This window comes from Streptomyces caelestis (genome assembly GCF_014205255.1).
GTDB classification, from domain to species: domain Bacteria; phylum Actinomycetota; class Actinomycetes; order Streptomycetales; family Streptomycetaceae; genus Streptomyces; species Streptomyces caelestis.
In genome coordinates this window covers 4,695,210-4,715,808 of the sequence record NZ_JACHNE010000001.1, presented here as the reverse complement: position 1 = coordinate 4,715,808, position 20,599 = coordinate 4,695,210, and the positions used below count along the sequence as shown (strand labels likewise).

General features: G+C 67.1%; 15 protein-coding genes, 1 tRNA gene and 2 pseudogenes. 8 read left to right on the top strand and 10 right to left on the bottom strand.

Annotation, left to right across the window (positions count from 1 at the left end; all coding sequences use genetic code 11):
• Positions 1–437 precede the first annotated feature (437 nt).
• Positions 438–508: transfer RNA gene (locus HDA41_RS21520), tRNA-Gly, on the top strand.
• A gap of 284 nt (positions 509–792) precedes the next feature.
• On the opposite strand, the gene HDA41_RS21515 is transcribed toward HDA41_RS21520, so the two are convergent.
• The 3 genes from HDA41_RS21515 to HDA41_RS21505 form a co-directional block, all read right to left on the bottom strand.
• A complete protein-coding gene (locus tag HDA41_RS21515; RefSeq protein ID WP_184986244.1) occupies positions 793–1,236 on the bottom strand; it encodes a PIN domain-containing protein in 444 nt (147 codons plus the stop codon).
• On the bottom strand, positions 1,233–1,499 hold the full coding sequence (locus HDA41_RS21510; RefSeq protein ID WP_184986242.1) for a ribbon-helix-helix domain-containing protein: 267 nt from the start codon (positions 1,497–1,499) through the stop codon (positions 1,233–1,235). Before HDA41_RS21510 ends, HDA41_RS21515 begins: the two co-directional genes overlap by 4 nt.
• Positions 1,500–2,189: 690 nt before the next feature.
• A complete protein-coding gene (locus tag HDA41_RS21505; protein ID WP_184986240.1) occupies positions 2,190–4,556 on the bottom strand; it encodes an N-6 DNA methylase in 2,367 nt (788 codons plus the stop codon).
• 437 nt (positions 4,557–4,993) lie between these two features.
• Between HDA41_RS21505 and HDA41_RS21500 the strand changes: the two are divergent.
• Positions 4,994–5,232: pseudogene (locus HDA41_RS21500) on the top strand (PIN domain-containing protein); the annotation flags it as partial.
• Positions 5,233–6,178: 946 nt separating this feature from the next.
• On the opposite strand, the gene HDA41_RS21495 reads toward HDA41_RS21500, so the two are convergent.
• From HDA41_RS21495 to HDA41_RS21485, 3 genes are all read right to left on the bottom strand, one after another.
• Positions 6,179–6,502 carry a hypothetical protein gene (locus HDA41_RS21495; RefSeq protein ID WP_184986238.1) on the bottom strand — a complete coding sequence of 108 codons (324 nt, stop codon included), beginning with the start codon at positions 6,500–6,502 and terminating at the stop codon, positions 6,179–6,181.
• The gene (locus tag HDA41_RS21490; RefSeq protein WP_184986236.1) at positions 6,499–7,716 is read right to left on the bottom strand and encodes a Shedu anti-phage system protein SduA domain-containing protein; all 1,218 of its coding nucleotides are present in this window, start codon (positions 7,714–7,716) and stop codon (positions 6,499–6,501) included. Before HDA41_RS21490 ends, HDA41_RS21495 begins: the two co-directional genes overlap by 4 nt.
• Positions 7,717–8,345: 629 nt before the next feature.
• Positions 8,346–9,368: a LacI family DNA-binding transcriptional regulator gene (locus tag HDA41_RS21485; protein ID WP_184986234.1), complete on the bottom strand. Its 1,023-nt coding sequence runs from the start codon at positions 9,366–9,368 to the stop codon at positions 8,346–8,348.
• 544 nt (positions 9,369–9,912) lie between these two features.
• Here HDA41_RS21485 and HDA41_RS21480 point away from each other — a divergent pair.
• From HDA41_RS21480 to HDA41_RS21460, 5 genes are all read left to right on the top strand, one after another.
• On the top strand, positions 9,913–11,133 hold the full coding sequence (locus HDA41_RS21480; protein WP_230299465.1) for an ABC transporter substrate-binding protein: 1,221 nt from the start codon (positions 9,913–9,915) through the stop codon (positions 11,131–11,133).
• Positions 11,134–11,221: 88 nt separating this feature from the next.
• Entirely contained in the window at positions 11,222–12,094 is an 873-nt protein-coding gene (locus HDA41_RS21475) for a carbohydrate ABC transporter permease (RefSeq protein ID WP_184986230.1), read from the top strand.
• Positions 12,095–12,106: 12 nt separating this feature from the next.
• Positions 12,107–12,943 (top strand): carbohydrate ABC transporter permease, encoded by an 837-nt coding sequence (locus HDA41_RS21470; RefSeq protein WP_230299466.1) that lies wholly within the window; start codon positions 12,107–12,109, stop codon positions 12,941–12,943.
• Between the two features lie 115 nt (positions 12,944–13,058).
• Positions 13,059–13,916 carry a glycoside hydrolase family 43 protein gene (locus HDA41_RS21465; protein ID WP_184986228.1) on the top strand — a complete coding sequence of 286 codons (858 nt, stop codon included), beginning with the start codon at positions 13,059–13,061 and terminating at the stop codon, positions 13,914–13,916.
• Between the two features lie 121 nt (positions 13,917–14,037).
• A complete protein-coding gene (locus tag HDA41_RS21460) occupies positions 14,038–16,518 on the top strand; it encodes a carbohydrate binding domain-containing protein (RefSeq protein WP_184986226.1) in 2,481 nt (826 codons plus the stop codon).
• Between the two features lie 873 nt (positions 16,519–17,391).
• Here HDA41_RS21460 and HDA41_RS21455 read toward each other — a convergent pair.
• The 4 genes and pseudogenes from HDA41_RS21455 to HDA41_RS21440 all read right to left on the bottom strand — a co-directional run bounded on the left by HDA41_RS21455 (position 17,392) and on the right by HDA41_RS21440 (position 19,510).
• Positions 17,392–17,802 (bottom strand): PIN domain-containing protein, encoded by a 411-nt coding sequence (locus tag HDA41_RS21455; RefSeq protein ID WP_184986224.1) that lies wholly within the window; start codon positions 17,800–17,802, stop codon positions 17,392–17,394.
• Positions 17,799–18,020 (bottom strand): type II toxin-antitoxin system VapB family antitoxin, encoded by a 222-nt coding sequence (locus HDA41_RS21450; RefSeq protein WP_184986222.1) that lies wholly within the window; start codon positions 18,018–18,020, stop codon positions 17,799–17,801. Before HDA41_RS21450 ends, HDA41_RS21455 begins: the two co-directional genes overlap by 4 nt.
• Positions 18,021–18,267: 247 nt before the next feature.
• Positions 18,268–18,501, bottom strand: a pseudogene (locus HDA41_RS21445) (tyrosine-type recombinase/integrase); the annotation flags it as partial.
• Between the two features lie 157 nt (positions 18,502–18,658).
• Positions 18,659–19,510 carry a dienelactone hydrolase family protein gene (locus tag HDA41_RS21440; protein ID WP_184986218.1) on the bottom strand — a complete coding sequence of 284 codons (852 nt, stop codon included), beginning with the start codon at positions 19,508–19,510 and terminating at the stop codon, positions 18,659–18,661.
• Between the two features lie 98 nt (positions 19,511–19,608).
• Here HDA41_RS21440 and HDA41_RS21435 point away from each other — a divergent pair, with 98 nt between their 5' ends.
• Entirely contained in the window at positions 19,609–20,580 is a 972-nt protein-coding gene (locus tag HDA41_RS21435; protein ID WP_184986216.1) for a GlxA family transcriptional regulator, read from the top strand.
• Positions 20,581–20,599 lie beyond the last annotated feature (19 nt).

Here is a 20,599-nt window from a genome sequence, read left to right as displayed (position 1 = left end):
GCCGCTACCGCTTCTCGTAGCTCACGGGCACGACGCTCCGGAGCCGCGCACATCGCGGACACCGAAGCAGCCGGCCAGGGCCGAGCCGCTCGGCCTGCTGCATCGGGAACGAAGCGGTCGTGAACACGTGCCCATCCGCACAACGGACGACGGTGCGCTCCATCAAGTCCAAGAGTCCCTTCCCCAAGAGCCGCGTCCGGCTGCTGCCTGCCTGACGACAAAAGCCACAGTACGGGATCAAAGGGACGGCCCTCCAGGCGGCACCCCGGTCCCGCCCGGACCCTCTCCCACGCCTCCACCGTACGCCCCAACTCCGGTCACCCGCAGCCTGATCCCACCCCCTGAAACGCCCTCAGGCCTCGCGGCTTGAACACCGGAGGCCTGGCATGAGGTAGAGTGGGCGAGCATTCGGACACCGACTCCGGTCGGCGTCTTACGCGGGTGTAGTTTAATGGTAGAACATCAGCTTCCCAAGCTGAGAGCGCGAGTTCGATTCTCGTCACCCGCTCTTTTTGAAGCCCCAGGTCAGCGGCCTGGGGCTGTTTCATTGGGAAGCCTTTGCTGCGTTTTGCGAGTACTCCTGCACCCCGAGATGGGGCACGCAGAGGGCACGCGCGCCTTGAGAGGGCGCCCCCATCACGTCGCAGCGTAGCGCTGACCTGCACTTTCCCGGAGGCGAGCCCCCAGCCCGCTGTTCCTGGGCGATGGCGGACACCCGTCCTGCATGTCTTCGTCGTGGGCGGTGCCCAAACCCCTTGTGGAAGCAGCCACTTGACCGCTTTGGGTCCTGCGTCAGAGCGGGAGATCGTCGGGGAGTACACGGAACGCCTTGTAACGGCCCAGCGGGCGTACAGCCCGGAAGTCTCGTCGGTCCAGGGTGAGAATCGCGTCCGTGTCGTAGTCGGCGGCAAGCGCCACGTTCACCGCGTCGGCGAGGTCGAGGTCCAGCGCGCGGTAACGGACACGGACGGACTGGGCTGCGCCCAGGTGGTCCTCCGTGATCTCCGGCAGGACGACACGGCCCCGGCTCATCCAGCGCCGCAGGTCGTCGACCGCGCCGAGGGCAGCCTCCCTGCCGAGCTCACGCGTCGCCACATGATCCAGTTCGGCCAGCAGGAGCGGAGACATGACCAGCAGGCCCGCCGCCATGATCGCCTCGTTCGCCGCCCCATGTTCCGGATGCGCCGAGTCCAGCGCTGCCAGAAGGCCGGACGTATCGGCGATGACAATGATCACGCGGCGGATCCGGAACCCGCGCCGGTCTCACGCCGGACGGCATCGGCGACCGTGTCGCGGACCTCCGACTTGGGCAGCGTGCGCCCCGGCCCCTCGAAGGTGCGTGAGAACAGCGGCTCGTCCCAGACCCGGTTCGCCATGGCTGCAAGGTGGATGCCCTGGCGGATGATCTCAGCCTCGCTTATACCCCGGCGCTTGGCGGCCTCCTTGATGATCGCCAGGTCCTCGGGGTCCGCGTAGACGTTCGTGCGCTTCATGGACATGTACCAAGAGTAGTCCATGTACCGGATTGATGTATCCGGTACACCTTCCCATGTCCCGTTGACGAGGATCAGTCGAGCCGACCGCGTGGGAGCTACGGTCCCTCGGCCAGGGATGGGCCGACGGCCTCGACGGCCTCGCCCGCGCCTACGGAGTCGACGTCCAATGACAGCGGAAGGTCGGCGCAGATACGCATGCGCGACCACAGCCGTCCTGGGTTCGAAACATCTGAACGCGGAATCCCTCCAAGACTCCGTCGCCCCACCAAGACATCTGCGCTGGTCAGAGCCTTGCAGCCCGCCTAGCGCCGTCGCGGTCGGGACCGGCCGATGAACTCGCACCCTGCGCCCATTATGTTTGACGGCTGATGCGCGGCCCACGTACCTGATGTTACGAAGGCAGACGGGGCAGGGTGTAGCGCGGGGCACGTCAGGCGTTCAGAGTTGGCCGACTGCGGACAGGACAAGCAAGCAGAGGCCCATCGACGTGGCAAAAGCAGTGCCGCCGTAAAGGACTGCCTCGGCGAATCCGGCCCCGGTGCTCGCCTTCAGGATCCCAGCGACAAGAGCCACTACAAGCGAGAACAACGTTGCCACGAGTAGCCACAGGTACCGCGTTCCGGATCGCGGCTCGGACGACGGAGCGTTCACAGAAGTCTTCCTTCTCGAAGGGACTGAAAGCAGAGGAGCCTGTCATTCCGGGACCAGGACGCCGGTCAGCAGATGGGCGGCGAGTGTGCTGCGGTGATGCGTCGCGGCCTGAATGAGTTCGCGATGCACGGTGATCTGTACGTCTACGGCATCCAGCGCGGCGCTGATTCGCCGCTGATGGGCAAGTGGCGGCAGCGGTACGGGCAGAAGTGCCAGCGTGGCGGCGCTGAGAGAAGGAACGGCGGTGCCGCGGGCGTACTCCTTGAGCCAGTGCACTGTCTCCGGCAGAGACAAGTAGGCAAGCAGGTAGCCGGGGAGGACAAGTGGCTTCCCACCCGATTCCAGGGCTCGCAGCCGTAGCAGATTGGTGCTGAACAGCCAGCCGTCTTGCCCCTTCTCGACCAAGGCAGGAGGCATCTGGGCGCCGGAACGCACGCACAGGATGTCTCCGGGGCTGAGACGGAACCTTGCCAGTGCGCGGGCGACATCCACAGTTACTCTCTCCATGTCGCGATCGTCGATACGTCCCTCACGCAGGTGCTTGGGCATCACGACAGGTAGATCACCTGCCGCGGAGCGCACCTCGGCCGGCAGGCGTGAGTAGGACGGGCCCGCCATGATGTCGACCAGGTCTCCCAGCGGAACCCGGCGCCAGTCACGAGGTAGCCCGTCGTACGAGAGCGCGACGGTTGACGGCAATGGGCCGTACGAGAGCGCGTCGACCGCGCTGTCCACAGCATTCGTCCGACGCCTCGCCGCATCGAGCGCCCGCTTGGTGGCTGCTGCCTCAGTTGCCGCATCAGTCGGTGACGCCGTAGACATCCATCTGTCCACATAGTCGGCGGGGCTGAGCGAGTAACCGGCAGCCCGCACCGCCTCCAGCGGAGCGGCGACCGCAAGCTGGCCCGCGCTCTGCCGACCGAGACGGAAGCCGCTACCTCGCCGCCACGCCTGGACGGTTTTCGTGACGGCCCGAACATGTTCGTCGGACAGGACTCGGGGTCCGCGAGCCGCCTTGTCACCCAGGTCCCGGGCGTCCACGAAGAGGATCTCCTCGCACACCGCCGCGGAACGCCGCAGGAACCACAAGCAAACGGACACCTGAGCCCCCGAGAAGAGCTGAGGCGGCAGCGCGACAATGCATTCGACAGCCCCGTCCTCCACCATCCCGCCTCGAATCTCCCGCTCCCGGACGTCTGCGGAGGCGCCCGCGCTGGCCGGCATCACCACGACTGCACGGCCCTCGTCCTTGAGAGACACCAGGACATGCTGGAGCCAAGCGAACGCAGGACTACCGGGGGGAGGCGGTCCGTACGGCCAGTCGATGCCCTCGCGCGGCTTCGGCACGGCCCCGCGAGCGTTGAACGGCGGATTGGTCAGAATCAGGTCGGCCTGGTGGCTCTTCGGCCAGATACGTTCGTTCCATGGGGCCGTGGTGCCGGCCTCCAGTTCGACCGGGACTCCGTGCAGCGCGAGGTTCATTCCAGCGAGGCGAAGTGTGCCGCGCTGCGGGCTCTCACCACGCAGAGTCAGAGGCGCAACGCCACTGAGACGTTCAGCGGCTGCGTCAAGCATCTCGCCTGCGCGCACATACGGGTCGTAGACGCGTTGCGTGGAGTCCTCGTCACCTATGGCAGCATCCCGCATCAGCCGCACGACGGCACGTGGAGTGAAGAACTCTCCGCTGGGAAGCCCGGCTCGGGAGCCGAATTGATCCACCAGTTGTCGGAACTCGTCGATCCCCAAGCCGTCGGTCAGGCGGATCACCTCGACGACGTCCCCGTACTCCCGAGGCTCCAACTTGACGATGGCTGACCGCATGCCCGGCGGCACACCGCGCAGGCGCAGTGCCTCGTCGGCTGCCTCCCCGATCTCCTGCAACAACGCCGCCGTGTCAGCCCTGGATCGAGCCCGCACCGTACGCGGGAGCGACGCTGAGCGGGGGCTTCCGCTCACCTGCAGAAAGACCAGGGAGAGGAGCAAGGCCAGGTAGTCCGTCATCGACCCGCCGCCGCGCACGGCGTCTGCCATCGGTCCCAGCAGTTGCGCAAGTTGCCGCGAACGCTGTTCTTCGTCGCTCAACGGGCCGCTGCCACCTGCCTCGCCCCTCAGCGCGGCTGCTCTCTGGCGGGCATGGTCCGATGCAACGAGGTTCCGCCGCATACGGTCGGCATAGGTGAATCCAGGCGGTTCATCAGACGCACGCGCACGCGACGGGATCTGACGGGAGTCAAGCCAGCCGAGGACCGCCCGTAGACTGAAGAGTTCTGCTTCCCCCGTCCTGATCGGCTCCGGATAATCCTCGTACCTCCGCTGCCAATTGGTGACCGCCGGACGCATCACCCCCGCCAGTTCAGCCAGTTCGGCCCTCGACAGCAAGCGATCGTCGCTGAGACCCGTACCGTCCATGAAACCCCCCGTACACCGTCCTAGTTGTTCGCGATGAGGGAACGGTAGAGAGGCCACAGCAGGAGCGTCAAACAGCGCACCGGCGGTGCGCAGATCGGCAGGCGGACGGGGCACGCTGACCGCAGGGCCGATCCTCAGCGGCATTCCAGGCGTTCAACAGCCATTTTCTCCTTCCAGTGCTCCCTTCAGCCACCCAATCGCCAGAAGGCGAGAAACATTGCTTGTTAAGGGGCTAGCTGGGGAGAGCCTGCGTCAGTCTGGGCTGGTCAACCGGCTCAGCCAGGGCCTCCATATCGCAACCGAGAACCCGGAGCGCATGGATAAGGTGATCGACCTTGACGATCATCTGGTCGCTGACGTGGCCAAGGCCCTCGGCACCAGCACCAGCACCAGCACCAGCACCAAGAAGGAAGCGGTCGACACCCCCCTGCGCGAGCTGCATCGACGACATGCGCCTGCTCTTCGGATGGGTGCTGTCGACGACCACGCCTGGCAGGTCCAGGAGATCCTCACACAGCGCGGACAGCACCGCAGTGCTGGAGCCGCCGACCTCGTGGTGGCCGCCACAGCCGAGCTGCAGAGGCTGACTCTTCTGCACCCGGACCGGGACTTCGAGTCCATCGCCGCGGTCACAGGCCAGGCGCTCCAGTGGTGCGGCCCGAACGCCTGGAAATGAGCCGGGTCGCGTTTGCTGTTCCGAGGAAGCACGAGCGTCGATCCCATAGCCGGAGCACGCCAATTGGCAGGCGTGTGCTCGCGCAAAGGCGCCCCGAGCCGGACATCCCCATCAGCCGAGCCAGGCTCAAAGCCCATCGTGCCAGGGCACTGTCGGCCGGTGTCTGAAGTTGTGCCCACAGCGTGCCCGTAAGAGCGGACAACAACGGTCGACAGCGGTGCGGTGCGATCCGACCGGCACAACCACCCCAGCGGGCAATCATCCGCGCAGGTCAGAACCGAAAGGCCCATTCAAGCGCCGTCGCTTCCCAGGCTGAGAGCGCGAGTTCGATTCTCGTCACCCGCTCTTCTTGAAGCCCCAGGTCAGTGGCCCTGGGGCTTGCTTATTGATGAGCCGTCGCTGCGTTTCGCGGGCCGCCCGCCGTCGACGATTGGGCACGCGGAGGACACGAGTTCCTTGAGGCGGCAAGCCCCCCGCATCGCAGCATGGCGCTGACCTGCTCTTTGACGTAGCTGAGCGAGAGGTTCGCACGGTCCGAGCCCTCAGCCCGCCGTTCCCGGACAACACCGGAAACCCGCCCCACACCGCACCTCGTCGTGGGTGGATGCAAATCTCTTGCGGGGGCCGGCGCTTGACCGCGAAGGAGCCTGCATCAGAGCGGAAGGTCGCCAGGGAGTACCCGAGCGTCCTCCTACCTGCTTCGATCGTCGGCCTCATGGCGACTGCAGCTACGACGCTGACGTCCCCAGCCGTTTGCGCAGCGTGACCAAGCTTACCGACGTTACCGGCGGTGCCGTACCTGCAGACGACGACCACCCTGGCCGCGGGCGACCAAGTCACGGACGGCGGGGCGGAGGACATCATGGGCAGAGCAGGGCTCATGTGCAGGGGCCTGGCCGCCCCCCTGAGCCAGGCCCGTCCGTTGAAGCCTCAGCACGGTGCGTGATCAGGTCCGTCCCTGCCGTAGATGGCGGGAAGCGGCGAGGCAGGAGGACAGCCATGTCGCCTCCTCGCGGTTGATGATCAGGTCCGCAACGGTGATCATCCCGTCCAGCGGGCCGTCGAGCCGAATCGAGTGGTCACCGACGAGGAACATCTTCCAGTCCGCGTCGCTGTGCCAGAGCCGAGCGGTCTTCTCGCCCCGACGCTGGGCGAACACGAGTTCCTCTCCGTACTGGTTCATGAAGTATCCGACGTAGTCCTTGTCGGTGATCTCACCGCCGCACAAGCGGGCCAGGAGCGGTTCGATCGCGGGTGGTGTGTCGGTCATGCGGCGGACTCCTCGTCCGGGTCGGGGTCTGCGTCCTGCCGTGCCGATGACAGAGCCAGCATGCGGGAGGCTGAATCCAGCAGGGTCTCGTATGTGATCACTTCTATGCGCGCCTGGTGTGTGTTGTAGGTCCGCAGCGTCTCCGCGATCTCATGGGAGGTGACGTCCCCGGTCACGTACCGCGGGTGTCCGATCACGACCGTCGCCGACGCCCGGCGGGTGTCGACTCCGTGCTCGGCCAGGATGCTCGGGCGGTTCTCGTCCATGGCCCGGAGGTAGTTCTGCGCCTGGGAGACCGCGCGGTGCGCCGGGGCACCCAACATGAGGTGGCCGGAGCGTCGTATGACCAGGTCCTTGATGTTGGCGCGCTTGAGCTCCACCACGTGCAGGGAGCCGTCGCCGCGCAGGAGCGGGATGTCGAGGATGGCGTCCGGGGTGTACTGCCGGCGGGCCAGCTCGGCCACGTAGGCCCCGCCGAAGATCCATTCCTGGTTCTTCAGACAGCCATGGAGGGCACTCTCGGAGCTGTCCGGGTCCTCCACCGCGGTACGCAGGGCCGCCAGGCCGACCTGCCTGGCCCGCAGTTCGAGCAACTGGGCCAGCATGCCGGCGTCGACATCGGCCAGGACGTCGCTCATCATCCGGGCGGCCTCGGCGGAGGCGGGCCGGGGCAGGTTGCGGAGGACCATCTCCATGTGTCCGTATTCCTGGAGTCGCCTCGCCTCCTTGGTGGAGAGCCGGATCCCGCCCTCGCCGTCCCCGAGGCCCAGGTAGTCGACGGACTGGGCTATGCCGCGAAAGAGGTCACGGGCGTCGGCGGCGCTTGCGCCGGGCTTGTCGCGGCACAGGACGTCAAGGGCGGCGACCGCCCTGTCCGCACCCAGTGCGGCCATCCTGCGCATGTGTTTCTCGCTGCGCTGTCGGGCTTCGTCGTCGTAGTAGTTCTCAAGGATGTCAAGGAACAGTTCGCCTCCGGCATAGGCGGCGAAGCGCTGAAAGCGCTGGGCGAATGCGAAGTCGCCCTGGAGGATGGCCTCTTGGGCCACGTCCTCCAAGGCGTTCACCAGCGGCCTGCCCTTGCCGTACGTCCCACCGAGGCCGCCCATGATGTGCAGCACCGCGTCGACGCGCTCCCGGACGCGCGCGTCCTCAGTCAGTTCCCGTGCCGTCTGGACCAGTTGCCAGAGCGTGAAGCCGGATCGAAATGTCGTCACGCGGGCACACTAGGGCGGCCACTGACAACCACGCGGCAGCAGTCTCTGTGCACGCGCGAAAGCGTTCCCCGACTGGACGTCCGACCGAGTTCGGCCCGACACCGTGCCCGTCCGAGAACGCACTCTGCCCACCAGTCTTCGCGCCCCGTACCCATAGCGTGCCCGTAAGAGCGGACAACCACGGTCAACAGCGGCACGTTCCGACCCGCACGACCGCCCGAGCAAATGCCATCTGCGCAGGTCATAGACATAGGGACGAGTCGAGCGCCGTCGCTTCCCAAGCTGAGAGCGCGAGTTCGATTCTCGTCACCCGCTCCATGATGAAGGCCCAGGTCAGAGACCCGGGCCTTTTTGCTTTGCTTGGTGATCAGTTGTCGCGTGCCAGATTCGCGCCAGAACACTGATCGTCTGGTTCACCGGTGCCTCATCCGGCAGAGCCGCCGCTTTCCGGCGCGCCTTCGCGTGCGGTCACGTCGACCCTGGCGGCGACTTCCTGTTGTCGGTCGCCGTCGGAGTGCCCGGAATCAGCGCGTGCTTCTCCTGAGTCTGCCCCCGCATCCCGGCTCGGCCCGCCACGTAGGTCCAGCGCCCCGTGGCGCGCCGGAAGAGCCGGCGCGGCATCGCGCGGGTCACGCCGCGCCGTCGCGGGGCGGCGGGGCGGTCGAGTTGCGTACCACGAGCTTCGTGCCCACCTCCATGTGCTCCATGAGCAGCCGCTGCCCCTCGATGACGGACAGCAGCGCGCGGGCCGCCTTCTGGCCCATGTCGTGCAGCGGCTGGCGCACGGTGGTCAGGCCGGGGAAGCTCTGCGCCGCCTGCGGGAGGTCGTCGAAGCCGACGACGGAGAAGTCGGTGGGCACGTTGAGGCCGCGCGCCCGGGCAGCGTCGATGGCGCCGAGGGCCATCAGGTCGGCACCGGCGACGATCGCCGTCGGACTGTGATCGTCGATCAGACGAGCAGTGGTGCGGAAGCCGCAGGCGTAGGAGAAGTCGCACGAGGCGACCAGCCGCTCGTCGACCTCCAGTCCGGCGAGCCGCATCGCGTCCTCGAAGCCCTGGAAGCGGATGGACGTGCTTTCCAGGTCCTCCTCACCGCGGAGGTAGGCGATCCGGGTGTGGCCCAGGTCGATGAGGTGCTGCGTGCCCTGGCGCATGCCGTGGTAGTTGTCGACGCTCAGCCGGGGCAGCGGTACATCCAGGCGCCGAGGGTCGATGATGACGCAGGGCAGTTTCTGCCGACGCAGCAGTTCGACCGCCTCGTCCTCCAGGACCGGCGCGATCATGAGCACGCCGTCGACGAGGCCACGTGCCAGGAACTCGATCCGGTCCTTTTCCCGCACCGCGTCGTGGTAGGTGGCGTTGACGAGCAGTTCCTGCTCGGCACTGGCCAGTTCGTCGGCGACGCCACGCAGGATCTCCAGTCCGTACTGACTGGTCAGGTCCAGCGCTATGAGGCCGATGAGCCCACTACGGCCGGCCTTGAGGTTGCGGGCCGAGACGTTCGGCCGGTAGCCGAGCCGCCCGGCCACCTCCATGACACGGCGTCGGGTCTCCTCGGAGGCCCCCGGCTTGCCATTGATGACATTGGACACGGTCATCGCGGAGACGCCGGCCTCCTCGGCCACCTGCGCGATGGTCGCCCGCCCTCCCACCCGAACTCCTTCTGTCTGCCGACTTCGGTCGAACTGGGTCCGCTCGTCGAATCCCCCGGCGAGACGCCACCCCTTCGGTGCCACGCCCCGCGGCGCGAAGCCCGCTAAGTGGAGCCAGAAGGGGGCGATCCCGCTCCCCTCACCCATGAACACACGCAGGTAACTGTAACGATAAGGCAGCAGGCGCGTCAACGAAAGCGCCCGTTGATGCTTGGCTCAAGCCTGATAATACCTGCCTTAACTGGGCATTTAGCCTGCCGCCCCAGGGATCACGACCACGCCAACCGAGCCAATCGGCCACGGAAAGTTACGTATAGATGTCGGTTAAGTTTTGCGTTACAGTCCCCGCAATCGGCATGAACGATCGCCGCAAAATCGGGTCGACCGGTCCCTTTCCACATGTGTCATCACTTCCCCGACACGGAAACCGACCAGCCCGTTCAAACCCCTTCAGAGATGACAAGTCGGTCCGTACCGACGATGGGTGAGGTGTGCAATGAAGCGCTCTGGGAGACGTCTTGCGGTCGCCACCACGGTTGCCGCCATGGCGATGTCGCTGGCCGCGTGCGGAGGCGGGTCGGCCGGTGCCTCCAAGGACGGCAAGGTGACCATCCACGTCCAGGCGTGGAAGGGCGGCGGCGCGGAGCCCGCCAACGTCGCCGAGATCAACAAGGCGTTCGAGAAAGCCCACCCGAACATCAAGATCGACTTCGAGTACATCACCGCGAACGACACCTACGTCCAAAAGCTCCAGCCGGAGCTGCTCGGCGGCAAGGCCGGCGACGTGATCATGGTCGACACGGACAAGATGAAGAAGTGGGGCGCCTCCGGCTACCTCGCCGACCTGTCCGGGGAGTCGTGGGCGAGCAGAATAGCCCCGGACGCCAAGCCCTTCGCGCAGGCCGACGGCAAGACCCTCGCGATGCCGATGGAGCTGATCGGCATCGGCCTGTACGCCAACATGGACCTGCTGAAGAAGGCGGGCATCACCGAAGTCCCCGCCGACTGGCCGACGTTCCTCGCGGACCTCGCCAAGGTCAAGAAGGCCGGCATCGACCCCATCGCGCTGCCCGACAAGAGCGGCTGGACCGGCAGTTCCGTCTTCCAGGCGAGCGGTTCGACCACCGTCTACCAGAAGAACAAGCAGTGGGACGCCGACTTCCTCGACGGCAAGGCGTCGTTCAATCCCGACTGGAAGACGTCGCTGGAACAGTTGAAGACCCTGGAGGACAAGGGGTACGTCAACTGGAAGAACGAGATCGGCACCGACGAGTGGTCGCAGGGCCCGCAGGACTTCAGCGCCGGCAAGAGTGCCTTCTGGTACCAGGGCGCATGGCAGGTCTCCAACATCAAGAAGGCCGGGTTCCCGGTCTCCTTCGCTCCCTGGCCGGGCGGCGCCGAGGGCACCAAGCCGAACGGAATGCTCTTCTCCGGCACGATGTGGGGCGTCAACTCTCAGTCGCAGCAGGGTGACGCGGCACGCGAGTACGTCAAGTTCTGGTCGCAGAACGAGAACCTCGCCAAGTACCTGGAGGCCGAGAACGCGGAGTCTCCGTTCACGGACGGCACCACGCCGGAAGCTACCGAGACGACGGCCTTCACCACGGCCTTCAAGGAGGGCCGCTACCGGATCCTCCCGTCCAACTCCTGGTACGCCGCGGCCGCCGAGACCGAGACCGGCTCCAGGATCCAGGCCTACCTGCTGGGCAAGGCGTCCGCCGCGCGGACCCTCAAGGACATCCAGACCGCGGCGTCCGCCAAGTAACCGGCCACCCCTGGTCAGCCGTGGTGGGCGCGATCGGCGGCTCCCGACCGCCCCCACCGCGGCCCGTCCGGGCAAGAGGAGGACCCCCGTGTTCCACCGACGGCGTGCCACCATGGCCGCCTTCCTGCTTCCGGCGATCGTCATATACGGCGCGTTCATGCTGTATCCGCTGGCCCGCGGCGTCTATCTGAGCATGACCGACAGCCTCGGCGGACCGATCGCCAACTTCGTCGGCACGGAGCAGTACCGTGCCATGGCCGACGACCCGAAGGTCACCGCGGCCCTGTGGCACACCGTGCTGTACGCGGCGGTCGTCGTGGTCGCGCAGAACGGCCTCGGGCTGCTCTTCGCGAGCCTGCTCTTCCGCCGTCCCAAGGTGCGCAAGACGCTCAGCGTGGTGCTGCTGACCCCCACACTCGTCTCCCCGGTGATGGCGGCCTTCATCTGGTCGTACCTGTTCGCCCCGGAGGGCGGCATCAACGCGCTGCTCGGCGTGTTGGGGCTCGACTCGCTGCAACACGTCTGGCTCGGGGACACCTCCACCGCCCTGTACGCGGTCGCCGCCGTCAACGTCTGGATGTTCGCGGGCTACTCCTGCGCCATCTTCCTCGCCGGCTACATGAGCGTGCCCACCGACCTGCTCGACGCGGCCGCGGTGGACGGCGCGAGCGGCTGGCAGCGGTTCCGCAGCGTGGAGTGGCCGATGCTGGCCCCCGCGCTGACCGTGAACGTCACGCTCAGCCTCATCGGCTCGCTCAAGGTCTTCGAGTTCCCCCTCGTCCTCACCAACGGCGGCCCGGCCGGTGCCACGGACACACTGACCATGCTCGTCTACCGGAACGTCTTCGGCGGCGGGAAGTTCGCCTTCGGCATCGCGGTCTCGGTCCTGCTCCTGGTGACCGTGGTCGTCCTGTCCAGCGCCACCTCCTCCCTGCTCCGGCTCCGCGAGCGACGAATCTGACGGACGGCAACCATGATCTCCACCCTCTGGCGCCGGACCTCCGGCACCCTCGGCACGGTGCTGTTGTGCCTCGGCACGCTGACCTTCGTCCTGCCGTTCCTCTTCACCGTCGTGACCTCGCTGCGCACCGCGGCGGACGTGGCCAGGTCCCCGCTGGGCTTCCCGCACTCTCTGACCCTGCACAACTTCACCGAGGCCTTCGGACAGATCCACTACGGGCGCAGCGCGCTGAACACACTGCTCATCACGGGTCTGTCGTGTCTCAGCATCACCGTCATCGGCTCCCTGGCCAGCTACCCGCTGGCCCGCATCACCCAGAACTGGTCGACCTGGGTGTACCGGCTGTTCATCCTGGGCACCTCGGTACCGATCTTCGTGGTGGTGGCGCCGCTGTACCTGCTGATGCGGGACCTGAACCTGCTCGACAGCTACGCGGGCGTGGTCATCATCTACACGGCCATCAACCTGCCGGTCGCCGTGTTCTTCTACACCAGCTTCGTCCGCTCGATCCCCGTGGACCTGGAGGAGGCCGCCGCCCTGGACGGCTGCGGAGCCCTCCGTACCTTCTTCACCATCATCCTGCCGCTGCTGCGCCCGATCACCAGCACGCTGCTGACCTTCGTCGCCCTCCAGGTCTGGAACGACCTGCTGGTTCCGCTGGTCTTCCTGCAGGACCCCGACAAACGCACCGTCATGGTGAACGCCTACTCCTTCATCGACCCGCACACCGTGCAGCCGACGACCCTGTTCCCGGCCGCCCTGCTCGGCGTGCTCCCGCTGCTGCTGATCTTCGTATTCCTGCAGCGGCACGTGGTCGCCGGGATGTCGGCCGGCGCCGTCAAGTCGTAGAGCCCGGCCCGGCCGCCGAGGCCTGAACACGAACACCGCCACCGTCCAGGGCACCCCGATGCCCCGACAGCCGGCATCCCCGCCGTCCCGAACATCCCGGAAGGACCATCCACCGATGTACGTGGTCTCATACTTCACCGACACCGACGAGGCGCTCCACCTCGCCTACAGCCACGATGGTGAGGAATTCTCGGTCGTGAACGGCGGCCGACCCGTCCTACGGGGCACGGTCGGCACCGGCAGACTGCGGGATCCGTTCATCGGGGTGGGCCCCGACGGCCTGTTCCATCTGCTGGCCACCGACGGCTGGACGAGCCCCTGCATCATCCACGCCACCTCGGCCGACCTGCTCACCTGGTCGGACCAGGAACTCCTCCCGGTCATGACCGAGGTGGACGGAGCTCACAACGCCTGGGCCCCGGAGTTCTTCCTGGACCGCGGGACCGGGCTGTACCACCTCATCTGGTCGTCGGTCGTCGAGTCCGGGAGCACGCCCGAGGGCCGCGACTACGAACATGTCGGCCAGGACCACCGCATCTGGCACTGCACTACCGAGGACTTCAGCACGTTCTCGGCCCCCGACGTCTTCTTCGACCCCGGTCACTCGGTCATCGACGCCACCGTGCGGCAGCTGGACGACGGCGGGTTCCTCATGGCCTTCAAGGACGAGCGAGGCACCAACGACCTCGCCACCGCGCACAAGGACATCCACCTGACCGCCTTCGAGACCCCCGGCGGTCCGTACGCCGCCGGCACCGGACCGGTCACCCCCTCGGTGGTGGAGGGGCCGTCGATCTTCCGGCGCGGGGGCGAGCTGGTCATGATCTTCGACCACTACCTCGAAGGGCGATACGGGGCGGCTCGCAGCAAGGACGGCGTGGACTGGGAGCCCGTCTCCCTGGCGCTGCCGCCGGGCATGCGCCACGCCTCCGTCCTCGAAACGCCGCTCCCGCCCTCCATCCCGCCGTGCTGAGGCCCCCCGCCCCAGCCACAGATTCCGGACGTGCCCGCTTCGGCCGACCCGCCCGGTGCAGGAAGCCCCACGTCGCATCCCGCGGCGCGGAGAACACATTCACCCAGCAAGGAGCGTCGCAATGAAGCGTCGCAGATCGGACCGTCCGGGCCTCAGGGCCTCCCGCGTCCTCACCCTGCTCGCCACGCTGGCGGGCGCTCTCCTCCTCCCGGCCCCCGCCGCCATGGCGGCGGGCAGTGCCCACTACGTCGACTGCTCGGCCGCGACCAACGGCAACGGCACCCAGTCCAGCCCCTGGAACACCGTCACCAGCGTCAACAACACCACCTTCGGCGCGGGAGACAGCATCCTCTTCGCCGCCGGCACCACCTGCACCGGCCAGCTCACCCCGCAAGGCTCGGGCGCCTCCGGCAGCCCCGTCACCATGGGCTCCTACGGCACCGGCGCCAAGCCGGTCATCAACGCGAACGGCGCCACGGGCCCGGTCATCCACCTGCTCAACCAGCAGTACTGGGAGATCGGCGGCCTGGAGCTCACCAACGCGGCGTCCTCGCCCGCGTACCGCTCCGGCGTCCTCGCCGAGAACAGCTCGGGCGGCGTCCTGCGCCACATCCGGGTGCACGACATGAACATCCACCACATCAGCGGCTACTCGGGCGGCTGGTACGCCACCAACGCGGGCGTCGGCGTCCAGACCGACCACACCACCCCCGTCTCCACCTGGGACGACGTGGTGGTCGAGAACAACACCTTCGACCACGTCGACCGCATCGCCGTCGCTGTCACCCCGGACGGGGACGGTCAGGGCACCGGCCAGACCACGGGCACGGTCATCCGCGGCAACACGATCACCTACAGCGGCGCCGACGACATCCTGGTCGTCAAGAACGACGGCGCCCTCATCGAGAACAACAAGGCCGGCTACGGCGGCGCGAAGGAGGACTGCCCGCCCTCCGGGCAGTACTGCAACAGGGCCTCGGCGGGCATCTGGATGTCCGGCAGCAACGACACCGTGGTCCAGAACAACGAGGTGTACTGCCACGTCGACGGCGCCGACGGCACCGGCTTCGACGTCGACTGGGGCAACCACAACACCACGTTCCAGTACAACTACAGCCACCAGAACATCGGCGGCTTCATGCTGATCATGCCGCCCTTCTCGATCGCCAACGAGCCCACCTCGACCGTCCCCAGTGACGGCACCGTGATCCGCTACAACATCAGCGAGAACGACGGCACCAACGCCGGCTGCCCCGCCGCGGGCACCCCGACCCACGGCACGGGCGTCTTCCACCTCGTCGGCAACGTCCCCAACAAGAGCGGCAGTCCGGTCGCCGTCCCGCAGATCTACAACAACAGCATCTACGTCAACAAGAGCGGGCTGAACACGCCGATCCTGTACTCGCGCCGGGGCACCAGCATCACCGGGACCCTGTCCTTCCGCAACAACGCGGTGTTCAACTACGGCACCGGTGGCTACTTCACCACCAGCGCCGGATCCGTCTACTCCAACAACCTCTTCTACGGCACCCACCCGTCGTCCGAGCCGGCCGACTCGGCGAAGGTCGTCACCGACCCCGAGTTCCGCAACCCGGGCAACACGAACACCTCCTCCACGTTCACCGGCACCGACGCCTACCAGGTCCACCCCTCCTCCCCCGTGATCCGGGCCGGAGCGGTCATCAGCGGCAACGGCGGCAAGGACGCCTTCGGCAACACGGTCTCCGCGACGGCAGCGCCCAACATCGGCGCCTACAACGGCACCGGCGGCAACCTCGTCTCCAACGCCGGCTTCGAGACCGGCACGATGAGCCCCTGGACCAACAGCGGCGCCGCCCCCTCCGTCACCTCCTCGGGCGCCCGCACCGGCGGATTCGCCCTCACCACCCAGGCGAGCGGCAGCGGCGCCAACCAGAGCATCACCGGCCTCAGCCCGAACACCACCTACCTGCTGACCGGTTGGGCCAAGGTGGCGAACGCCGGGGAGACCCTCGCCATCGGCGTCAAGAACTACGGCGGCACGGAGACGTTCACCAACGTGGCCACGACGTCGTACTCCCAGACCGCGGTGCTGTTCACCACGGGCAGCACCAACACCTCGGCCCTGGTCTACTGCTGGAAGAACACCGGCGGCACCGGCACCGGCAACTGCGACGACCTCGCGGTGGAACGGATCTCCGCCCCCGCCAACGCCCTGACCAACGCGGGCTTCGAGACCGGCTCCCTGAGTCCCTGGACCCGCAGCGGCAGCGGCGCGCAGTCCAACGTGGTCGCGTCCAACGCCCGCACCGGAACCTACTCCCTGCAGACCGGCGCCGCCGTCAGCGGTGTCGAGCAGTCCGCCACCGGCCTCACCGCGGGCAGCACCTACCTGCTGGCCGGCTGGGCCAAGGTCGCGAACGGAAGTGAGCAGGTCGCCGTCGGTGTGAAGAGCTTCGGCGGCACCGAGACCTACCTGCGCACCTCCAGCACCGCCTACGCCCAGCAGCCGATCTTCTTCACCACCGGCAGCACCAACACCTCGGCCGCGGTCTACTGCTACAAGGACACGGGCTCCTCGGCCGGCTACTGCGACGACTACACCCTGATCAAGCTCTCCTGACGGCGCAAGACCCTCCAGGGGAATCCTTTCCCCACAATGGGCGGGCCGGGATCACCCGGTCCGCCCACCCGACCCACGCCAGGAGGACCCGTCACAGGGGCCGACCGTGCGGGACGTTCCGGCGGCGAGCAGTCCTCATCGCCGCCGTCACCGGCCAAGCACTGCAGTGGTACGGCCCGGAAACCGGCAAGTGAAACGGGGCCGAGCGCCGGCCGCTCCGAGGATGCGCGACATCCCTCCCCTGACAGGCGCGCACTGCACCGGACGTCCTGTGCGCTCGCGAAGGTTCTCCGAGCTGGATCTCCGGACCGGTCGAGCCGAACCCAGAGACCGTTTCACGCGCAGTGCCTGCCGGCCCTTTCTCGAAGCCGTGCCCAGAGCGTGCCCGTAAGACCGGACAACCACGGTCAATGGTGGTGCGGCCGGGCCACGCAGCCACACCACCCAGGCGGCATCCGCGCAGGTCAGGAGCCAAGTCTCGATGGAGGCGCCGTCGCTTCCCGAGGTGGGAGTGCGATTCTCGTCACCCGTTCCATGACGAAGGCCCGGGTCATCGACCCGGGCCTTCTCGCCGTCCTCAGTTGTTCAGTTGCCGCGTGCCAGATCCGTGCCACAAGGACAGCCGACCCGCATGGATGCTGCGCGCGCCCTCGGCCAGGGCTGAGCGAACGGCCTCGGCGGCCTCGCCCGCGCCTGCGGAATCGACGTCGAATGACAGCGGGAGGCCGGCGCACGTACGCATCCGCAATCACGCATCTCCGGCAATGCGGGAAGCACATGGATGCAGACAGCAGCGCCGCAACGGACCGATCAGATCCCCGTACCGCCCCTCCCGACAGCGTGGGAGGCTACGTATTCCCAGGTCAAAGTGCCTCAAGCCACGTCATGGATGCTGTGCTCGGTCAGGTCGGATGCGTGCTGGGCAACGGCCCGGTAGTCGGCGTCATCATGGAGGACAGCCAGACCGTGATGGGCCGCGGTGGCGGCGATGACGAGGTCCACGGCGGAGGCGCTGCGATGCTCTCCAGCCTGAGCCATACGGTGTTGCACCGCGCCAATCCAGCGCCCCGCGTTCTTCGGCACCGACACGTCGGGGTACAGGTCAGTGAACATCTCCGAGATCTCGTCGTACTCGCGTCCGTTCCGAGCGCTGTGGAGAAACTCGGCGCGTTGCACGTAGCAGGATGCGATGGCCCCGGCGTCAATCGCGTCGTACCAGGCCGATTGCAGTTCCGGTTCGCGGAGCAGCCGGACCAGACCGGACGTGTCGAGCAAGTAGATCACCTGCTGTGCTTCTCCGCCCGGTGCAGGCGCTCTGCGTCATCGACGGCACCCCACTCACGCGCACGCTCGAAGTGACGGCTGATGCGTGCCGCCCGCTCCTGCTGCTCGGCATAGAAGTGCAGAGCCAGATTCACCGCCTCCTTCTTGGTCCTGACCTTGGACAGAGCCATGGCGCGTTCCAGAGCGTCGTCATCGATGTCGATCTGGGTCACAGACATGCCGCACCTCCATACAATGTTGGTGATGTACATAGAAGAATACGTCACCAACATTCGCGAGGCCACGTCCAAGCATCGGATCTGTGGTCGCAACCGACAATCGAGGTCAGCCAGGCGGACGGTGCCCGCTGGTCCGTGCGAAGCGCAGCGCGCACGTCTGACTCGGCCGCTGGTGGTGCCCGTGCCCAGAGGATGCCCTGAAGAAGGCCCAGGTCAGCGACCTGGGCCCTTTTGCTGTCCGGTGTGATCACTCGCCGCGTGCCAGATCCGTGCCAGAAGGCTTCTCGGCAGCCTTCCGGACAGCCTCCTCGCGGGCCTTCCGGACCGTGACGTCGAGGCCGGCGGCAACCTCCTCCTGGCGCTCCTCGTCGGAGTGCCGATAGATCAGCGCGGCCTTCTCGGACGACTGCCCGGCGCGCACCATCGTGTCCTTCACAGTGGCACCGGACCGGGTCGAGAGAGTGTGGCCGGTGTGCCGCAGCACGCCAACTGATCAGCGCATCCCCGTCCTGACCACCGAACGAGCAAGAACGGTCCCAGCCCATACCAGTCAGTCTCTGGAGCTACCGTGCCTCGCATGCGAGGTCCAATACATGAGCCGTGGCGTGCCGCTTGAGACGCCAATGGCCTCGCGTGGCCTACAGCCCTTGACGATTGACCTCCGAGTGCCCGGTCCGGCTCAGCCGTTCGGTCAGAAAGGCGAGGATCTCGTCTCTGGCCTTCAGTGTGGGGTGTCCGTCCTCGTCCACGAGGTGGGCGGTAACCACACTGTGGGGGGACCCCACCACATCACGGAAGAACGGGGGCGGGTTCGTGTTCGCAGAACCGCCTGGAAGGACGCGGCCGTCGAAGGCGTCGCCGAGTAGGGCTCGGTACGCGGCGAAACGCTGCCCGGTGCACCAACGGTCGTTGTCGAAGCGGTAGGCGAGGACCTTCAGTCCGCCGCGTGCAACGCGCTCCTGGACCGCGTGCGCGTCCTCTTCGCTCATCTCCAGTCCGGCGGGATCGTCCAACGGCAGTGATGGATGGTTGACCACCGGCGCGATGACGGCAGGCTCAATCGCCATGGTGAGTGCGAAGTTGCCCGTGAAGCACAGTCCGATCGCACCGACTCCGGGACCGCCACACTCGGCGTGGGCTTGGCGCGCCAGCCCACGCAGCCACGCCACGACAGGGCTGGTGCCGCCCCCGGCAAAGGCACGGAACTCGGCACTGACACACGCCCGGCGAATCACCTCCTGCCCACCCTCGACCGTGGGATGGGCACCGTCGGTCCCGAAGAGCGAGGGAAGGTACACGGTGAAACCCGCATCCCGCACCCACCGCGCCAGCCGAAGGACGTCGGGGCTGATACCAGGCATCTCCGGCATCAATACGACGGCCGGCCCAGAACCGGCGACATGCACCGTCTTCACCACCCCGGCCACGTCCACCAGCCGGTGGGAGAAGTCCGTGATCGCGTCGCCAAGACGTCCGTTGGAAGCGGTCATGGCGACAGCGTGGACTGATGAACCCGCACAAGGCGATAGGCTGGATCGCCATATGGAGGGGCGATCTCGCCACAGGGCGTGGTGGTCAGGAGGCGACCATGAGCGCACTGCGGGTTGGCGTTCTGGCCTACCCGGGCTGCTTCGCGTCCGAGGTGTTCGGCGTGCCCGACCTGTTGACGATGGCCACGCACGTTGCCGGTCCGGACCGCTCGGGCTACGAGGTGTCGGTCGTTTCACCTCGTCGTCGCATCACCGCTTCGGGCGGTGTGGCGTTGGCCGTCGCTCCGCTCCGCGAGGTCGACGTTCTTGTCGTGCCGGGATTCGAGCTGGTGCCGGGTCTCGACGTGGACGCGAAACTCACGGCCCTCGCCCCTGAGATCGCGGCGATCCGCTCACACACCGCTGCGGGTAACGCCGTCGTCTCGATCTGTGTCGGCGCCTTCCTGCTCGCCGAGGCAGGGCTTCTCAACCGGCGCCGGGCTACGACGGCGTGGCTTCTCGCCGACGAACTGGCTCAACGCTGTCCGGAAGCCGACGTCCGCCCCGAACGTCTGGTCGTCACCGACAAGGGGGTGACGACGACCGCGGCCTTCAGTGCCATGTACGACTTCGCGCTGGAACTGATCCGCCAACACAGCGGTGCTGACGTGGCACGGGCAACCGCGCGGGTGGCGCTCGTCGACGACGCGCGATCCTCCCAGACTCCATACGTCGACGCGCGACTTCTTCCGCATCCCGGAAACGAGTTCTCCCGCAGGGTCATGCGACGACTCGACCAGGACCTCGCCGCCCGATACGACCTCGCGGCGTTGGCGGACGCGTTCAGGGTCAGCACTCGGACGCTGTTGCGGCGCTTCGCTGACGAGACCGGCCGGAGTCCTCTTGAGTACCTACAGTCATCGCGCGTCCGCCGTGCCCGCCACCTGCTTGAGACCACGGATCGAACCGTCGCCAGCATCTCCACCACGGTCGGATACAAGGACCCCGGGACCTTCGCCGCTCTCTTCGCCAAGCACACCGGACAACGCCCAAGGGACTACCGCGCGACCTTCCGGCGTGGTGCCAACTGATCGCGGCCATCCCCTGGTG

Coding starts and splice junctions, on each gene's coding strand:
- HDA41_RS21510 (WP_184986242.1), bottom strand. CDS start 1,499: ATGTCCATGAAGCGCACGAACGTCTACGCGGACCCCGAGGACCTGGCG.
- HDA41_RS21505 (WP_184986240.1), bottom strand. CDS start 4,556: ATGGACGGTACGGGTCTCAGCGACGATCGCTTGCTGTCGAGGGCCGAA.
- HDA41_RS21495 (WP_184986238.1), bottom strand. CDS start 6,502: ATGACCGACACACCACCCGCGATCGAACCGCTCCTGGCCCGCTTGTGC.
- HDA41_RS21480 (WP_230299465.1), top strand. CDS start 9,913: ATGGCGATGTCGCTGGCCGCGTGCGGAGGCGGGTCGGCCGGTGCCTCC.
- HDA41_RS21470 (WP_230299466.1), top strand. CDS start 12,107: ATGATCTCCACCCTCTGGCGCCGGACCTCCGGCACCCTCGGCACGGTG.
- HDA41_RS21465 (WP_184986228.1), top strand. CDS start 13,059: ATGTACGTGGTCTCATACTTCACCGACACCGACGAGGCGCTCCACCTC.
- HDA41_RS21460 (WP_184986226.1), top strand. CDS start 14,038: ATGAAGCGTCGCAGATCGGACCGTCCGGGCCTCAGGGCCTCCCGCGTC.
- HDA41_RS21450 (WP_184986222.1), bottom strand. CDS start 18,020: ATGTCTGTGACCCAGATCGACATCGATGACGACGCTCTGGAACGCGCC.
- HDA41_RS21440 (WP_184986218.1), bottom strand. CDS start 19,510: ATGACCGCTTCCAACGGACGTCTTGGCGACGCGATCACGGACTTCTCC.
- HDA41_RS21435 (WP_184986216.1), top strand. CDS start 19,609: ATGAGCGCACTGCGGGTTGGCGTTCTGGCCTACCCGGGCTGCTTCGCG.